Below are 16,326 nucleotides of genomic sequence, written 5' to 3' on the forward strand. Positions count from 1 at the left end.
TCTACTCGGTTTCACTGCCCGGCGGCGACGGCGGCGCGTCCGGCAGGTTGGTATTGTTGTCGCCCAACATAATATGGTCGAGGATTTGACGCACGATAGTCCCGACGGCTGGCCCGGCGCCGCCGTTTTCCAGAATGATGGACATGGCGACTTTCGGGTTGCTGTAAGGGGCGAAAGCAACCATCAGTTTGTGGTCGCGCAGCCGTTCGGCAATCCGGTTGGCGTTATAGGTTTCGTTTTCCTTCAGGCCGAATACCTGTGCCGTCCCTGACTTGGCCGCAATCTTATACGGCGCGTCGGCAAAGAATTTGTGGGCGGTGCCGTTCTGGCGGTTGGCGACGCCGTACATGCCGTCTTTGGCTATTTCCCAGTAACCGGAGCGGATATCGCCGATCTGCTGGTGCTCCGGCTGGCGGTAAGGCACCTGAGTATTGTTTTCCTGCGTACTGCTAAGCAGATGTGGCGTTTTGACCTGGCCGTCGTTAATCAACGTGGTCAGCGCTTTGATCATCTGGATCGGCGTGGCGGTCCAGTAGCCCTGGCCGATGCCGACCGGGATAGTATCCCCCTGATACCAGGGTTTCTTGTAGCGTTTCATCTTCCAGTCTCGGGTCGGCATGATCCCGGCCCGTTCTTCAGACAGATCGACACCGGTGAGATGACCGTAACCGAATTTGCCCATCCACTCAGACAGGCGGTCGATACCCATGTCATAGGCGACCTGATAGAAGAAGGTATCGGCGGATTCTTCCAGCGATTTGGTGAGATTCAGGCGGCCGTGTCCCCATTTTTTCCAATCGCGGAAGCGTTTTTCCGAGCCGGGCAACTGCCACCAGCCGGGGTCAAACAGCGAGGTATAAGGAGTGATAACTCCAGCACTCAGCGCGGATACCGCGATGTAGGGTTTGACAGTAGAGGCGGGTGGGTACACGCCTTGTGTCGCGCGGTTAATCAGCGGCCGATTCTGATCGTTGAGTAGTTCCCGATAGGCTTTGCCTGAAATGCCGTCGACGAACGGGTTCGGGTCGTAACTGGGATTGGATACCATGGCCAGAATACCCGCGTCCCGTGGGTCGGTGACTACCACGGCGGCGCGGCTGCCGGTCAGCAGTTTCTCGATATAGAGCTGGAGATTAAGGTCCAGCGTCAGGTAGATATCTTTGCCGGCTTGCGGCGGTTGTTCGTGCAACTGGCGAATCACGCGGCCGCGGTTATTGACTTCCACTTCCTCGTAGCCCGGTTTGCCGTGCAGCACATCTTCGTAATAGCGTTCAATACCGAGCTTGCCGATATCATGGGTCGCCGCGTAGTCCGCCAGCTTGCCTTCCTGGTCCAGTCTTTCCAGATCTTTATCGTTGATTTTAGAGACGTAGCCAATGACGTGGGTCAGCGCGGCACCGTACGGGTAGTAGCGGCGCTGGTAGCCTTTGACTTCCACGCCGGGAAAACGGTACTGATTGACGGCGAAGCTCGCTACCTGCACTTCATTCAATCCGGTTTTGACCGGGATGGACGTGAAGCGACGCGAACGTTTACGCTCTTTTCTGAAGTTATCGATGTCTTCATCGGTCAGGTCAATGATCGATTTGAGCGCCTGCAGCGTCTCTTCCAGATTGTTGACCTTTTCGGGAATCAGCTCCAACTGGTAAATCGTGCGGTTGAGCGCCAGCGGGGTGCCGTTGCGGTCATAGATGATGCCGCGGCTCGGGGCAATCGGCACCAGCTTGATGCGGTTTTCATTCGAACGGGTACGATAATCGTCAAAACGTAAAACCTGCAGGTGGTATAGATTGGCGACCAGAATACCGCTCAGCAGCAAAATGCCCAGGAACGCGACCAGCGCCCGGCGTACGAACAGGGCTGCCTCAGCCGTATAGTCACGAAAGGGTTTACGTTCTATATTCATCCAGCGATTGCTACTTCACAGGGTTCATCGTTCGCCTTACTCCCGATGGTAAGGATGATTGGTGGTAATACTCCAGGCCCGGTACAGACTCTCCGCCACCAGCACGCGCACCAGCGGATGCGGCAGCGTCAGCGGCGACAGCGACCAGCTTTGCTCCGCCGCGGCTTTGCACTGCGGCGCCAGCCCTTCAGGGCCGCCAATCAGCAGGCTGATATCGCGACCGTCCTGTTTCCAGCGCTCCAGTTGCTGCGCCAGCTGCGGCGTTTCCCAACGCGAACCGGGAATATCCAGCGTTACGATGCGGTTGCCTTTGCCTACGGCGCCCAGCATCAGTTCGCCTTCCCGTTCCAGAATCCGTTTGATATCGGCGTTCTTGCCGCGCTTACCCGCCGGAATCTCCACCAGTTCAAACGGCATGTCTTTGGGAAAACGGCGGAGGTAATCGGTAAAGCCGGTCTGCACCCAGTCGGGCATTTTGGTGCCAACGGCGACCAGTTGCAGCTTCATATCAGCCCCAGAGTTTTTCCAGTTCGTACAGGTGGCGGCTCTCTTCCTGCATCACATGGACGATCACGTCGCCGAGATCGACCACGACCCAGTCGGCGTCGTTTTCCCCTTCAACGCCTAGCGGCATCAGCCCGGCGGCGCGGGATTCCTGCACAACGTGATCGGCGATGGAGGTGACATGACGGCTGGAGGTGCCGGTACAAATAATCATGCAGTCAGTGATACTGGATTTCCCTTTTACATTGAGGGCAACAATATCCTGACCTTTCAAATCGTCAAGTTTATCAATAACGAAATCTTGGAGTGCTTGGCCTTGCAAAGGTTCCCCCTTTAATGAGTGGTTAATCTGCCGGTTATGCGGGCTGGCCTGGCGTCAGTGAAATAGCCGTTTCACCGCGACGGCAGGTGGTTTTCCTGTAGCCGAAACCAGCGGCGGAGTATATCACGGCCTTATAATGAGTGGTATCAACGCATGACTATCGATAGAGTCCGTGTGTGTCAATATACTTCAGCACACTTTCGGGCAGCAGATCATGGCAGTCGAGGCCTTGTTGTCGGCGATGACGGATGTCGGTGGCGGAAATCGGCAGAAGCGGGGTATGGGCGAGGTAAATCAGCCCGTGACAGCGGCAGTGCAACTGGTCGACATCGTAAGTCTGGTGCGCGGCCAACCAGGCTTCCAGCTCGGTGGTATCCAACTGCTGGCGGTAACCGGGGCGGGCGCAGACCAGCAGATGACAATAATCCAGAATTTCCTGCCAGCGATGCCAGCGATGCAGCGTCAACAGCGAGTCTTGCCCGATAATGAACGCCAGCGGCGCGCCGGCGCCTTTCTCGGCGCGTAATGCTTCCAGCGTCTCAATGGTATAGGACGGCGTGGCGCGCTGCAGTTCACGATCGTCGATCTGAAACAGCGGGTTATCGCGTACCGCTAGCTCAATCATGGTCTTGCGCTGGCCGGCGTTGGCTTCCGGCTGCTCGCGGTGCGGCGGGACGTTGTTGGGCAACAGAATAACGCGTTGCAGACCAATTTCCTGCGCCAGCGCGGCGACCGGGCGCAGATGCCCATAGTGAATCGGGTCAAACGTACCGCCAAAGTAGGCGGTCAGGGGCTGGGTGACCGGGAATGTCGACAAATTGCTATACCTCAAGCAGGCCGTCGGGCAGCGCTTTACCGCACAGAATCATCGACAGCGTTTCCAGTTCCGCCCAGACCGGTTGCCCGTAATTCTGTTTCAGGGTGATCTCCAGCCGGCTCAGCAGGGTGATCGCCTGCTGTAATTGCGTCAGCGACAGACGTTGCAATGCCTGCGTCAACAGCGGACGTCGGTTTTGCCACACCTTGTGCTGATCAAGCAGCGTGCGCAGCAGCGTGGTCGCCATGCGTCGTTTTAACTGTAGCAGCAACAGCAATTCCCGCTGCACGGTGCGTAGCAGGATAACCGGCTCACACTCTTCCAGCCGTAACTGCTGCAAAATGTGCCACGCGCGTTTGCTTTTGCCGCCCAGCAGCGCATCCAGCCAGTGGAACGGCGTGAAATGCGCGGCATCGTTGACCGCCTGTTCGACCCGCGGCAGCGTCAGCTTGCCGTCCGGATACAGCAGCGACAGTCGCTCCAGCGCTTGCACCAGCGCCAGCAGATTTCCTTCATAGCAATAGCAAATCAACTGGCTGGCGGCGTCATCCAGTTCCAGCTTCATGTTTTTAGCGCGATGCGCCACCCAGCGGGGGAGTTGTTCCTGTTCAGGCGTCATGCAGGGGACATACACGCCCTGTTGCGACAACGCTTTGAACCAGGCGCTGTTTTCCTGCGCTTTGGTGAGCTTGCTGCCCCGTACCATCAACAGAATGTCGGGATGCAACAGGGTGGAAAGCTTGACCAGTTGCTCGCTGATGGGGGCGCCGGGACCGGCGTCGGGCAAAATCAGTAGCAGGGTCTGGCGGGATGCAAACAGGCTGAGCGCCTGACAGGTGGAAAAAATAGCGTCCCAGTCGGTGTTGTTATCCAGCGTGAAACTGAAGTGTTCCAGAAAATCTTGCTGACGGGCGATGGTCCGGATCTGATCCTGACTCTCCTGCAGCAATAGGGGTTCGTTGCCGAACAGCAGATAACAGCCGCGCAGCCCCTCATGGAGCTGCGCGGTCAGTTGTTCGGGATAGATCCGAATCATGGGTGCGCCGGTGCGGATGTAGCGGCCTGCGCCTTCTGATTGATTTTCGCGTTCTGGCTTCCTTTGATCGTCAGTAGTTTTCGTACCAACTGTTGGGCCGCCTGCTCACGCATTTCACGCAGTACGATATCCTGCTCTGCGTCTTTGGCCAGCGCAGCAAGCGGGTTATCGAAGAAGGAGCGGAAAATCGTCACGTTGAGCGGATAGATGTCATCACCCGGGATCAGCACCTGTGTTTTTACTTCCAGAACCAGCTGGTACTCTGCTGTTTTCCCATCCTGGAAAATAGATACGGTGTTGCGGGTCAGATGGTCTCCCATAAAACGGAAGGACGGCAGATCCTTACGTTCGGTATTTTCCATGATGTTGACGTTGTTGAGACGCAACTGTTCACGGATGGCCCGCGTCATCGGGCCGTAGGGGTCGCCACTGTCCAGAATCAGATTATGCAACTGCTCCGGCATCTGAGTGGTGCCGCGCAGATGAAAGCCGCAGCCGGCGGTCATCAAGACCACCAGCCCCAGCACCAGCGTTAAAAACGGGTGTCGCACAGTACCTCCTTGCCTTAACCCACAACCAGGTTAAGCAGTTTGCCTGGAACGAAAATCACCTTGCGAACGGTCACGCCATCCAGATATTTGGCTACCAGCGGCTCCTGTGCCGCCCGATCGCGAACCTGTTGCTCGGTGGCATCGGCCGCTACGGTGATTTTGCCGCGAACTTTACCGTTGACCTGTACCACGACCAGACGAGAGTCTTCCACCATCGCCTGTTCGTCAGCTACCGGCCACGGCGCCTGATCGATGTCGCCTTCGCCTTTCAGCTCGCGCCACAGTACGAAGCAGGCGTGCGGAGTGAACGGGTAGAGCATCCGCACTACCGCCAGCAGCGTTTCCTGCGTCAGCGCGCGGTCCTGTTCCGACTCCTGCGGCGCTTTGGCCAGCTTGTTCATCAGCTCCATGATCGCCGCGATGGCGGTGTTGAAGGTCTGACGACGGCCGATATCATCCGTCACTTTGGCGATGGTTTTGTGCAGGTCGCGGCGCAGCGCTTTTTGGTCTTCCGTCAGCGCAGCCACATCCAACTGTTGGGTGGCGCCTTTCCCGGTGTGGTCGTAAACCTGTTTCCACACGCGTTTCAGGAAGCGGTTAGCCCCTTCCACGCCGGATTCCTGCCACTCCAGCGTCATTTCCGCCGGGGAGGCGAACATCATGAACAGACGTACGGTGTCGGCGCCGTAGCGTTCCACCATGACCTGCGGGTCGATACCGTTGTTTTTCGATTTCGACATTTTGCTCATGCCGGCGTAAACCAGCTCGCGGCCTTCTTTATCGAACGCTTTGGTGATGCGCCCTTTGTCGTCGCGCTCCAGCGTCGCGTCGCTCGGCGATACCCAGATACGCTCGCCGTTGTTGCCGACATAGTAGAAGGCGTCGGCCAGAACCATACCCTGACACAGCAGACGTTTAGCCGGTTCGTTGGAATTCACCAGACCGGCGTCGCGCATCAGTTTGTGGAAGAAACGGAAGTACATCAGGTGCATGATGGCGTGTTCGATACCGCCGACATACTGGTCTACCGGCAGCCAGTAGTTGGCGGCAGCCGGATCCAGCATGCCCTGATCGTACTGCGGGCAGGTGTAACGCGCGTAATACCAGGACGACTCCATGAAGGTATCGAAGGTATCGGTTTCACGCAGCGCCGGCTGGCCGTTGACCGTAGTTTTGGCCCACTCGGGATCGGCCTTGATCGGGCTGGTGATGCCGTCCATTACCACGTCTTCCGGCAGCACTACCGGCAGTTGGTCTTCCGGCGTCGGGATTACGGTGCCGTCTTCCAGCGTCACCATCGGGATCGGCGCGCCCCAGTAGCGCTGACGGGACACACCCCAGTCGCGCAGACGGTAATTGACTTTACGCTGACCGACGCCCTGCGACACCAGTTTGTCGGCAATGGCGTTAAAGGCGGCGTCAAAGTCCAGTCCGTCGAATTCGCCGGAGTTGAACAGGCGGCCTTTTTCAGTTTGCGCCTGAGTGGACAGATCCGGCTCGCTGCCGTCTGCCATCAGAATAACCGGTTTCACCGGCAGGCTATATTTGTGGGCGAATTCCCAGTCGCGCTGGTCGTGGCCCGGTACCGCCATGACGGCGCCGGTGCCGTATTCCATCAGCACGAAGTTGGCGGCCCATACCGGCACGTTTTCGCCGGTCAGCGGGTGAATGGCGAACAGACCGGTAGCGACGCCTTTTTTCTCCATGGTCGCCATGTCGGCTTCCGCCACTTTGGTGTTGCGGCATTCGGCGATAAAGTCCTGCAGCGCCGGGTTGTTTTCCGCCGCTTTCAGCGCCAGCGGGTGACCAGCCGCCACGGCGACATAGGTCACGCCCATGAAGGTGTCCGGGCGGGTAGTGTAAACGGTCAGGGTGTCGTCGCCGTCAGCGATCCGGAAGGTGATTTCTACCCCTTCGGAACGGCCGATCCAGTTGCGCTGCATGGTTTTGACCTGCTCAGGCCAGCTTTCCAGCGTATCCAGATCGTTGAGCAGTTCGTCGGCGTAAGCGGTGATTTTGATGAACCACTGCGGGATTTCCTTGCGTTCCACCTTGGTGTCGCAACGCCAGCAGCATCCGTCGATCACCTGCTCGTTGGCCAGCACGGTCAGGTCGTTCGGGCACCAGTTCACCGCTGAGGTTTTTTTGTAAACCAGGCCTTTCTCATACAGTTTGGTGAAGAACCACTGTTCCCAGCGGTAGTAATCCGGTTTGCAGGTCGCCACTTCGCGATCCCAGTCGTAACCGAAGCCCAGCAATTTCAGCTGGTTTTTCATGTATTCGATATTGGCGTAGGTCCAGGGCGCCGGCGCGGTATTGTTTTTCACCGCCGCGCCTTCCGCCGGCAGGCCAAAGGCGTCCCAGCCGATCGGCTGTAGAACGTTTTTGCCCAGCATACGCTGATAGCGGGAGATCACGTCGCCGATGGTGTAGTTGCGGACATGACCCATGTGTAGACGGCCAGAAGGATAAGGCAGCATGGAAAGGCAATAGTATTTTTCCTTGCCGGGTTCTTCGGTCACTTTGAAAGTCTGTTTCTCTTGCCAGTGAAGCTGGACGTGCGCTTCGATATCTTCTGGGCGGTATTGCTCTTGCATGGCTGCCAGTGGTCCTTAGTGAAAATCGCTACCTCGGTAGCATGTTCTGTTTCATTTCAAAAGATCCGCATAGCATAGCTGATAAGCGACTGGCTCAACAACCGCTTGAGGCGGTCCGGGGCTGATTTATGCGGCGCCGGTAGCGAAGACGGAGGTTAAACCCGCGGATTGGGAAGCGGCTCCCGGTAGTGTCGGAAAAATCATCTACACTAGGCTGTGCAGGCCCGTCGATAAGCGCTTTCACGCTAAGGAGTCACGATGAGCAAAGTGGTTCAGTATTACCGGGAGTTGATGTCCGCCGTTACCGAGTGGTTAAGCCGCGGCGAGCGGGACATGGATAAGCTGATGTCGGATGCCCGGCGCCAGTTACAGGAAACCAATGAACTGACGCAAAAGGAGATTGAACAGGTAATACTGGCGCTCCAGCGTGATCTGGAAGCCTTCTCCCTCAGTTACGAGGAGAGCCAGAATGCCTTTGCCGACAGTGTATTCGTGCGCGTGATTCGTGAAAGCCTGTGGCAGAACCTGGCGGATATCACCGACAAGACGCAACTGGAATGGCGCGAAGTGTTCAAGGATGTCAGCCACCACGGCGTATATCATAGCGGCGAGGTGGTAGGGCTGGGCAATCTGGTGTGCGAACAGTGCCATCACCACATTGCTTTTTATACCCCAGAAGTCTTGCCGCTGTGCCCGAAATGCGGGCATGACCAGTTCCATCGCCAGCCGTTTTCGCCCTGACCGGGAGCGTGTGGAAAAAACAAGGGTGCCGAAGCACCCTTGCGATATGGCGACAGGCTGCGGATTAATGCAGGATTTTCGCCAGAAAGTCTTTAGCGCGGTCAGACTGCGGATTACTGAAGAAGTCCTCTTTGCGGGTATCTTCAATGATCTTGCCTTCATCCATGAAGATGACGCGGTGCGCCACCTTGCGGGCGAACCCCATCTCGTGGGTCACCACCATCATGGTCATGCCTTCTTGCGCCAGCTCTACCATTACGTCCAGCACTTCATTGATCATTTCCGGGTCGAGCGCCGAGGTCGGTTCGTCGAACAGCATCGCCACCGGGTCCATACACAGGGCGCGGGCGATAGCCACACGCTGTTGCTGACCACCGGATAACTGCCCGGGGAACTTGTTGGCATGCGCCGACAGGCCGACGCGCGCCAGCAGCTTCAGTCCTTTCTCGCGGGCGGCTTCTTTGTCGCGCTTGAGTACCTTGACCTGCGCCAGCGTCAGGTTGTCGACGATGGACAAATGGGGGAACAGCTCAAAATGCTGGAACACCATGCCGACTTTGGAGCGCAATTGCGCCAGATTGGTGCGTTTGTCATTGACAGTGGTGCCGTTAACTTCGATCTGACCTTGCTGGATCGGCTCCAGGCCGTTAACGGTTTTGATTAAGGTCGATTTCCCGGAGCCGGAAGGTCCGCAAACCACCACTACTTCACCTTTTTTCACTTCGGTGGAGCAGTCGGTCAGCACCTGAAATTGACCATACCATTTAGAAACATTTTTCAGGAAAATCATCAAACCGTCCTTCTCTTCAAATAATTGACCAGTATCGACGCCGAGAGGCTGATAACAAAGTACACAAACCCGGCGAACAGGATCATTTCCACCTGAGTACCGTCACGTTCGCCGATGGTGGATGCGGTACGGAAGAAGTCCGCCAGACTGAGCACATACACCAGCGAGGTATCCTGAAACAGCACGATACCTTGAGTCAGCAGCAAGGGAATCATGGCCCGGAACGCCTGAGGTAGAATCACCAGCCGCATGGATTGCCAGTGGGTCATCCCCAGCGCCAGCGCGGCGGAGGCCTGCCCGCGGGAAATACTCTGGATGCCGGCGCGGATAATCTCGGAATAATAGGCCGCCTCAAACAGCGAGAAGGCTACCATAGCTGATACCAGCCGAATATCGGTTTTCGGAGAAAGGCCAAGCACATTTTGTAATAAGCTCGGCACGATCAGGTAGAACCACAGCAGCACCATCACCAGCGGTACCGAGCGGAACAGGTTGACGTACAGTTTCGCAAACCAGCTGATGGGCTTGATGGGCGACAGGCGCATCACCGCCAGCACGGTACCCCAGACAATCCCCACCACGACCGCGGTCAGGGTGATTTCCAGCGTGACGCCCATCCCCTTGATCAGATAAGGCAGGCTGGGCGGAATCGAACTCCAGTCAAAGTTGTACATTTATTTGCTCCCCAGATTGCCCGGCAGACGGGTTTTGCGCTCCACAATCTGCATGATCAGCATGATGATGGCATTGATGCCGATATAGGCCAGCGTGATCGCGCTGAAGGACTCATAGGCGTGAGCGGAGTAATCCAGCAGCTTGCCGGCCTGCGCCGCCATGTCCACCAGACCGATGGTGGAGGCGATGGCGGAGTTTTTCACCAGATTGAGCATTTCCGAGGTCAGCGGCGGCACTACCACCCGGTAGGCGTTGGGCAGCAAGACATAACGGTAGGTCTGGGGGAGCGTCAGGCCGATCGCCAGACCGGCGGCCTTCTGGCCTCGCGGCAGCGACTGAATGCCTGCCCGCACCTGTTCGCACACGCGGGCGGCGGTGAACATGCCCAGACAAAACATGGAGGACAGGAAGAACTGGATATTGGGGTCCAGTTCGGCCTTAAACCACATGCCGATTTTGGCTGGCAGTAACTCCGGCACAACCAGATACCAACTGAAGAACTGGACAATCAGCGGCACGTTGCGAAACAGCTCCACATAGCAGGTGCCGATACCGGCCAGCAGACGGTTGGGAACGGTACGCAGAATACCCAGTAGTGAGCCCAGCAGGAAGGCGATGACCCAGGCGCACAAAGAAAGCGATACGGTGACCTGCAGGCCGGAAATAATCCACCCCAAATAGGTCGTATTTCCGAACGGAGCGGATTGCAGGAAAATGCCCCAGTTCCAATCTATTGACATAACAAACTCCGGTAAAAAAAGGGTAGCGTTCGCTACCCCGAAGATTGATGAGTGGCTTGTGGATTCGCAGGGTGGGGAACGACCACCCTGCGCCTGTCTGTCTTGCCACGAATCAGCAATCGAAAGGCAGAATTACTGCCCTTTATTGTCATTATTAATACGGTTACAACGCCTTATCGTTCGGTGCCTTAAACAGTGCCTTCATGTCGTCGGACAGGACATAGTTCAGGTTAAGATTTTTCGGCGGGATCGGTTGGGTGAACCAGTGCTCGTACCATTTGGCGGCTTCGCCGGAGGTTTGTACCTGAGCAATGGTGGCGTCCACCAGTTTTTTGAATTCAGGGTCGTTCTTACGCAGCATGCAACCGTAGGCTTCGTGAGACTGCGGCGTACCGACAATGACCCATTCGTCCGGATTTTTGGCTTTGGCGCGTTCGCCTGCCAGCAGCGCGTCGTCCATCATGAAGGCCACCGCGCGGCCGCTCTCCAGTGTGCGGAAGGAGTCACCGTGATCCTTGGCGCTGATGATGCGCAGGTTCAGTTTCTTCTCTTCATTCATTTTGTTCAGCAGCACTTCAGATGTGGTGCCGGAAGTAACGACCACCGCTTTACCGCTCAGATCGGTGAAATCCTTGATGCCGGAGTCTTTTTTGGTCAGCAGACGCGTACCGATCACGAAAATGGTATTGGAGAAGGCAGCCTGTTGCTGGCGTTCCAGGTTGTTGGTGGTGGAGCCGCATTCCAGGTCGAAAGTACCGTTCTGCAGCAGCGGAATACGGTTCTGGGAGGTGATGGGTAGCAGCTTCACCTGCAGATTGGGCGCATCGATCGCCTTTTTGACGGCTTCAACAATCTTGTCGGAGTAAGCCTGTGAATAGCCTACGACTTTTTGCTGGTTGTCGTAGTAGGAAAACGGCACGGAAGATTCGCGGTGACCAATAACGATAACACCACTGTCTTTGACTTTTTTCAGCGTGGGGATTGGTGCGTTTTCTTTTTGGGCCGAAGCCGGCTGTTCTTCTGCATAAGCCATAGTTGCTGTTGTACTGATCAGCATTAACGACAGTGCCAGTTTACGCAATTGCATGCTCTAACTCCTTTGCTGTTGTGGTGGTGCAAATTCTGCTGGGCTATTACCGGCCACATGTTGTGCACCGCTAAAGAGCGAATAAAACGCTGTCATGTTTAAAAATAGCGGATTGTAAACATAATGAAACGAGAATGTTTGCTTTTTGCGAGGCGCTCCGCACCAAAGTGCTGCAATAAAAAACTTATGGCACTAATTTGGTGCAGGTCGTGCCCTGGTATTGTGCTATCGCAGAGCAGGATGGCCCGCAAATGTGCAACGTCAGACGTTTCATATCAATGAGTAGCAAGTTGTGTGCCAGAAATGAAACAAGACATGTCCGGACATGTCTTGTTGTGAGAAGGCGAATAGGGAAATCAGCGGGAACGGAAGCGATAAACCAGCGCGGCAAGACCCAGCAAGGCTTCCAGCAGCCACAACGGCCAGGAGCCGAAGCGGGCGTAAGGCGTGATGCCGGTTGCCGGCGTTACGCGGGTTTCCAGTACGTCGCGGGTGAACTGCGGAAGACTGGCGCTGGCGCTGCCGTCGGGCGCGATGACGGCCGTTACGCCGTTGTTGGTGGAACGCAGCAGCGGGCGGCCCAGTTCCAGCGCCCGCATTCGGGCCATCTGGAAATGCTGCCAGGGACCAATGGAGTTGCCGAACCAGGCATCGTTGGAAATGGTCAGCAGCATATCGGTGTCGGCGCGGAAATTGTCGCGCACTTGTTGCCCCAGAATGACCTCATAACAGATGGTGGCGGTGAGGCGGTAGCCGTTAACGACCAACTGCGGCTGCAGGTAGCCGCCGCGGCTGAACGCGGACATCGGCAGATCGAAGAACGGCGCCAGCGGGCGCAGCAGAGTTTCCAGCGGCACGAACTCGCCAAACGGCACCAGATGATGTTTGTTGTAGCGGTTGGTGGTCGGGTAACGATAGGGCTGCTGATCGCCCAGCACGATGATGCTGTTGTAGAAATCGGTACGATTGTTTTCCCGGCGCGCATCGACAATGCCGGTGATCAGGCTGCTGTGATGCTCGCGCAGGATGGCGTCCAGTTGCGTCAGGTAGTCCTGCTGGCGGATTTCGACATCCGGAATGGCGGATTCCGGCCAAATCACCAGTGGCGCCTTGTCCATCGCCGGCAACGTGTTATCGAAATAGACTCTCAGCGTGTTGAGCAGTTCGTTCGGGTCCCACTTCAAGGCCTGAGGAATGTTGCCTTGTACCATCGCCACGTTGACCGCGCGCTCCGGCTGCAGTTTGTACCACTCAAGCGAGCGCAACGGCCACGGCAACACCAACAGCGCAGCGGCAACCAGCGCTGGCTGCCAGCGTCGCAGCGTCAGCCCCAGTACCAGCAGCCCGCTGATAATCATCAACAGGAAGGTGAGGGTATCGACCCCTGCGATCGGCGCAATACCTTTCAACGGGCCATCAAGCTGGCTGTAGCCGAACTGCAGCCAGGGAAAGCCGGTCAGCACCCAACCGCGCAGCAGTTCGGTGACCTGCCACAGCGCCGGCGCCGCCAGTGCTACGCGCCATACGCTCGTCTGCGGCCACAGGCGTGCAAGCAGCCCGGCGAACAGCATCGGATAGAGCGACAGATAGAGCGCCAGCAGCACCACCAGACCGACATTCACCGGACCGGGCATGCCGCCAAAATCGGCGATGCTGTAGTAGACCCAATGGATGCCGGTGCCGAACAGACCGAATCCCCAACTGAAACCGATCGCCGCCGCCTGACGAGCCCGACGGTTCAGCGTCAGACCCTGTAGCCCCATCAACGAAATAATGGCGGCTGGCCAGAAATCATAAGGAGAGAATGCCAGTGTGCCGCAGGCACCGAATAAAAGCGCCAGCAGGAGGCGAACCTGCTGGCGTTGCAATAATGAAGCGACTGCCATGAATGAATTAATCTTCCAGTTGCGGTTGCGGAACGTCGTCAGGAATTCTGACATGAACCTGAATAATACGGCGGCTGTCGGCCATGGCAACTTTGAACAGGTAACCGTCGATGTCGATGGTTTCCCCGCGTGCCGGCAGGTGACCGAACGATTGCATCACCAGACCGCCGATGGTATCCACTTCCTCGTCGCTGAATCGGGTGGAGAATGTCTCGTTGAAGTCTTCGATCGGCGTAAGCGCGCGCACGGTGTAAGTCTGGCGATTCAGTTGGCGGATGTCGCGGTCTTCTTCGTCATCGTATTCGTCTTCGATTTCGCCGACGATCAGTTCCAGAATGTCTTCAATCGTCACCAGCCCGGAGACGCCGCCAAATTCATCGATGACGATCGCCATGTGGTAGCGCAGGGAACGGAATTCGTTGAGCATGCGGTCCACCCGCTTGCTTTCCGGCACCACGACGGCAGGCCGCAGCACTTTATCCATGCTGAACGGTTCGGAGTTGCTGCGCATAAACGGCAGCAGGTCCTTGGCCATCAGGATGCCTTCGATATGGTCCTTGTCTTCGCTGATGACCGGGAAGCGGGAGTGGGCCGATTCGATGATCACGTCCAGGCACTCTTCCAGCGTCTGGTTATGCTTGAGGGTAATCATCTGCGAACGCGGGATCATGATGTCGCGCACCCGCTGTTCGGCGATATCCATCACCCCTTCCAGCATGTCGCGGATTTCCGGATCAATTTGTTCCGAATCACGGATTAATGCCAACAGATCATCGTGATCTTTGGATTCGCCGTGGAAAATCTGATTGAGAAAAAGAGAGAAAAATCCCTTTTTGGGACTGGGGGTATCGCTATTGGGAGAATGGTCGTCGCTCATGGCGTCAGTTAATATCACTCTTGTTAAGAAATGATGACCAGCGGTGAATGTCGTCGGTGGCGTATCGCCGCTGGCGTCTGATCCTTAAAATATCGGATTTAAGGCTTGTCAGTAAAATCTTCTTTTTCTGCCAGATACGGGTCGGCATAACCCATACTTTGCATGATTTCCGTTTCCAGTGCTTCCATTTCTTCGGCTTCACTGTCTTCGATATGATCATAACCTAACAGATGCAGGCTGCCATGGACAACCATGTGCGCCCAATGTTCATCCGCGCTTTTCCCCTGTTCGACCGCCTCCTGCTCGACCACCTGCCGGCAGATGATGAGGTCGCCCAGCAGCGGCAGCTCCACTTCCGGCGGCGCTTCGAACGGGAACGACAGCACGTTGGTCGGTTTGTCTTTGCCGCGATAAGTCAGGTTCAGGTGATGGCTTTCCTCTTCGTCCACCACCCGGATGGTGACTTCCGCCACCTCCTGAAATTGCGGCAACACCGCTTCCAGCCAGCGCTGAAAGTCGGCTTCCGACGGCAGCCCGTTGATATTTTCGCTGGCGATTTGCAAATCGAGAATAACCTGACTCATTTCTGCTCCTGCGCGGCGGCCTGCGCTTCGCGTTTGCGTTGCTCCGCCAGTTCGTCCCGGCGTTTCTGATCGGCGGTTTCCCATGCCTCATAAGCGTTGACGATGCGGGCGACCACCGGGTGACGTACCACGTCTTCGCTGTGGAAGAAGTTGAAACTGATTTCCTCGACTTCCGACAGCACCTCGATGGCATGACGCAAACCGGATTTTTGATTGCGCGGCAGGTCGATCTGGGTGACGTCGCCGGTGATGACCGCCTTCGAGTTAAACCCGATACGAGTCAGGAACATCTTCATCTGCTCGATGGTGGTGTTCTGGCTTTCATCCAGAATGATGAAGGCGTCGTTCAGCGTGCGGCCGCGCATGTAGGCCAGCGGCGCGACTTCAATCACGTTACGCTCGATAAGCTTTTCCACCCGCTCGAAACCCAGCATTTCAAACAGCGCGTCATACAGCGGGCGCAGGTACGGGTCTACCTTCTGGCTCAGGTCGCCCGGCAGGAAGCCCAGTTTTTCACCGGCTTCCACCGCCGGACGAGTCAGCAAAATACGGCGAATATCCTGACGTTCCAGCGCATCCACCGCGGCGGCTACCGCCAGATAGGTTTTCCCGGTGCCGGCCGGGCCGATACCGAAGGTGATGTCGTGATCGAGGATATGGGCGATGTACTGCGCCTGATTGGGGGTACGCGGTTTGATCACGCCGCGTTTGGTGCGGATATTCACCGCCTTGCCGTATTCCGGCACGCTGTCGGCGGTCTGTTCCAGTACCCGGGATTCCTTGATGGCCAGATGAATTTGTTCCGGCTCGATATCCGGAATCACGCCGCGTACCGGCGCGGTATCCACATAAAGATGACGCAGGATGTCGGCAGCGGCGTCGATGCAGAGGTCTTTCCCCACCAGCTTGAAGTTGTTGTCGCGATGATTGATCTCTATGCCGAGGCGGCGTTCCAGCTGTTTGATGTTGTCGTCAAACGGGCCGCACAGACTGAGCAGGCGTTTGTTGTCCGCGGGTTCGAGGGCAATTTCTTTTATCGTTACGTTCAAACTATTCCTCTTGGGTTTAAGCAGAATGAGCAATGACGCTGTGCCACAGGCAGTGATATCTGCCCGGATGTGGCGCAGAGATTACCCTGATTATTTATCGTGAACCCCGCAGGGCGCAAGTCACATTCGGCATAAAGGCGGCGGGGGGATGGGATGAATCTACT

At 56.7% G+C, this 16,326-nt stretch carries 16 protein-coding genes; 1 reads left to right on the plus strand and 15 read right to left on the minus strand.

Annotated elements, in window-relative coordinates:
* Window position 1: 1 nt before the first annotated feature.
* From mrdA to leuS, 7 genes are all read right to left on the minus strand, one after another.
* Entirely contained in the window at window positions 2–1,906 is a 1,905-nt protein-coding gene (gene mrdA / locus DXXMK7_RS05880) for a peptidoglycan DD-transpeptidase MrdA (protein ID WP_038918271.1), read from the minus strand.
* Between the two features lie 36 nt (window positions 1,907–1,942).
* Window positions 1,943–2,413: a 23S rRNA (pseudouridine(1915)-N(3))-methyltransferase RlmH gene (gene rlmH / locus DXXMK7_RS05885; RefSeq protein ID WP_038918272.1), complete on the minus strand. Its 471-nt coding sequence runs from the start codon at window positions 2,411–2,413 to the stop codon at window positions 1,943–1,945.
* Between the two features lies 1 nt (window position 2,414).
* Window positions 2,415–2,732, minus strand: coding sequence for a ribosome silencing factor (gene rsfS, locus DXXMK7_RS05890; protein ID WP_013316968.1), 318 nt, complete (start codon window positions 2,730–2,732; stop codon window positions 2,415–2,417).
* Between the two features lie 157 nt (window positions 2,733–2,889).
* Window positions 2,890–3,564, minus strand: coding sequence for a nicotinate-nucleotide adenylyltransferase (nadD, locus tag DXXMK7_RS05895; RefSeq protein ID WP_049842520.1), 675 nt, complete (start codon window positions 3,562–3,564; stop codon window positions 2,890–2,892).
* Window positions 3,554–4,585 carry a DNA polymerase III subunit delta gene (gene holA / locus DXXMK7_RS05900; protein WP_038918274.1) on the minus strand — a complete coding sequence of 344 codons (1,032 nt, stop codon included), beginning with the start codon at window positions 4,583–4,585 and terminating at the stop codon, window positions 3,554–3,556. The genes nadD and holA overlap by 11 nt, the downstream gene beginning before the upstream one ends.
* Complete coding sequence (gene lptE / locus DXXMK7_RS05905; RefSeq protein ID WP_038918275.1) at window positions 4,582–5,136, minus strand: LPS assembly lipoprotein LptE; 555 nt, start codon at window positions 5,134–5,136, stop codon at window positions 4,582–4,584. The genes holA and lptE overlap by 4 nt, the downstream gene beginning before the upstream one ends.
* A gap of 14 nt (window positions 5,137–5,150) precedes the next feature.
* Complete coding sequence (gene leuS, locus DXXMK7_RS05910; RefSeq protein WP_038918276.1) at window positions 5,151–7,733, minus strand: leucine--tRNA ligase; 2,583 nt, start codon at window positions 7,731–7,733, stop codon at window positions 5,151–5,153.
* Window positions 7,734–7,991: 258 nt separating this feature from the next.
* On the opposite strand from leuS, the gene DXXMK7_RS05915 reads away from it, so the two are divergent.
* On the plus strand, window positions 7,992–8,474 hold the full coding sequence (locus DXXMK7_RS05915; protein WP_013316973.1) for a zinc ribbon-containing protein: 483 nt from the start codon (window positions 7,992–7,994) through the stop codon (window positions 8,472–8,474).
* Window positions 8,475–8,538: 64 nt separating this feature from the next.
* On the opposite strand, the gene DXXMK7_RS05920 is transcribed toward DXXMK7_RS05915, so the two are convergent.
* The 8 genes from DXXMK7_RS05920 to DXXMK7_RS05955 all read right to left on the minus strand — a co-directional run bounded on the left by DXXMK7_RS05920 (window position 8,539) and on the right by DXXMK7_RS05955 (window position 16,162).
* The gene (locus DXXMK7_RS05920; RefSeq protein ID WP_038660930.1) at window positions 8,539–9,264 is read right to left on the minus strand and encodes an amino acid ABC transporter ATP-binding protein; all 726 of its coding nucleotides are present in this window, start codon (window positions 9,262–9,264) and stop codon (window positions 8,539–8,541) included.
* Window positions 9,264–9,938, minus strand: a complete 675-nt coding sequence (gltK, locus tag DXXMK7_RS05925) for a glutamate/aspartate ABC transporter permease GltK (protein ID WP_038918277.1) — start codon at window positions 9,936–9,938, stop codon at window positions 9,264–9,266. The genes DXXMK7_RS05920 and gltK overlap by 1 nt, the downstream gene beginning before the upstream one ends.
* Window positions 9,939–10,679, minus strand: a complete 741-nt coding sequence (locus tag DXXMK7_RS05930; protein WP_038660924.1) for an amino acid ABC transporter permease — start codon at window positions 10,677–10,679, stop codon at window positions 9,939–9,941.
* Between the two features lie 163 nt (window positions 10,680–10,842).
* The gene (locus DXXMK7_RS05935; protein WP_038918278.1) at window positions 10,843–11,766 is read right to left on the minus strand and encodes a glutamate/aspartate ABC transporter substrate-binding protein; all 924 of its coding nucleotides are present in this window, start codon (window positions 11,764–11,766) and stop codon (window positions 10,843–10,845) included.
* 356 nt (window positions 11,767–12,122) lie between these two features.
* The gene (gene lnt / locus DXXMK7_RS05940) at window positions 12,123–13,652 is read right to left on the minus strand and encodes an apolipoprotein N-acyltransferase (RefSeq protein ID WP_038918280.1); all 1,530 of its coding nucleotides are present in this window, start codon (window positions 13,650–13,652) and stop codon (window positions 12,123–12,125) included.
* A gap of 7 nt (window positions 13,653–13,659) precedes the next feature.
* Entirely contained in the window at window positions 13,660–14,529 is an 870-nt protein-coding gene (gene corC / locus DXXMK7_RS05945; protein WP_038918281.1) for a CNNM family magnesium/cobalt transport protein CorC, read from the minus strand.
* 98 nt (window positions 14,530–14,627) lie between these two features.
* A complete protein-coding gene (ybeY, locus tag DXXMK7_RS05950) occupies window positions 14,628–15,113 on the minus strand; it encodes an rRNA maturation RNase YbeY (protein WP_038918283.1) in 486 nt (161 codons plus the stop codon).
* Window positions 15,110–16,162, minus strand: a complete 1,053-nt coding sequence (locus DXXMK7_RS05955) for a PhoH family protein (protein ID WP_038918284.1) — start codon at window positions 16,160–16,162, stop codon at window positions 15,110–15,112. The genes ybeY and DXXMK7_RS05955 overlap by 4 nt, the downstream gene beginning before the upstream one ends.
* Window positions 16,163–16,326: the final 164 nt, after the last annotated feature.

The organism is Dickeya sp. MK7 (genome assembly GCF_000406305.1).
GTDB classification, from domain to species: Bacteria; Pseudomonadota; Gammaproteobacteria; order Enterobacterales; family Enterobacteriaceae; genus Dickeya; species Dickeya fangzhongdai.

Bases quoted from the DNA above. Each gene is read 5' to 3' on its own strand.
- holA (WP_038918274.1), bottom strand. From the start codon at position 4,585: ATGATTCGGATCTATCCCGAACAACTGACCGCGCAGCTCCATGAGGGG.
- DXXMK7_RS05935 (WP_038918278.1), bottom strand. From the start codon at position 11,766: ATGCAATTGCGTAAACTGGCACTGTCGTTAATGCTGATCAGTACAACA.
- lnt (WP_038918280.1), bottom strand. From the start codon at position 13,652: ATGGCAGTCGCTTCATTATTGCAACGCCAGCAGGTTCGCCTCCTGCTG.
- gltK (WP_038918277.1), bottom strand. From the start codon at position 9,938: ATGTACAACTTTGACTGGAGTTCGATTCCGCCCAGCCTGCCTTATCTG.
- DXXMK7_RS05915 (WP_013316973.1), top strand. From the start codon at position 7,992: ATGAGCAAAGTGGTTCAGTATTACCGGGAGTTGATGTCCGCCGTTACC.
- ybeY (WP_038918283.1), bottom strand. From the start codon at position 15,113: ATGAGTCAGGTTATTCTCGATTTGCAAATCGCCAGCGAAAATATCAAC.
- DXXMK7_RS05930 (WP_038660924.1), bottom strand. From the start codon at position 10,679: ATGTCAATAGATTGGAACTGGGGCATTTTCCTGCAATCCGCTCCGTTC.
- mrdA (WP_038918271.1), bottom strand. From the start codon at position 1,906: ATGAATATAGAACGTAAACCCTTTCGTGACTATACGGCTGAGGCAGCC.
- DXXMK7_RS05920 (WP_038660930.1), bottom strand. From the start codon at position 9,264: ATGATTTTCCTGAAAAATGTTTCTAAATGGTATGGTCAATTTCAGGTG.
- rlmH (WP_038918272.1), bottom strand. From the start codon at position 2,413: ATGAAGCTGCAACTGGTCGCCGTTGGCACCAAAATGCCCGACTGGGTG.
- leuS (WP_038918276.1), bottom strand. From the start codon at position 7,733: ATGCAAGAGCAATACCGCCCAGAAGATATCGAAGCGCACGTCCAGCTT.
- corC (WP_038918281.1), bottom strand. From the start codon at position 14,529: ATGAGCGACGACCATTCTCCCAATAGCGATACCCCCAGTCCCAAAAAG.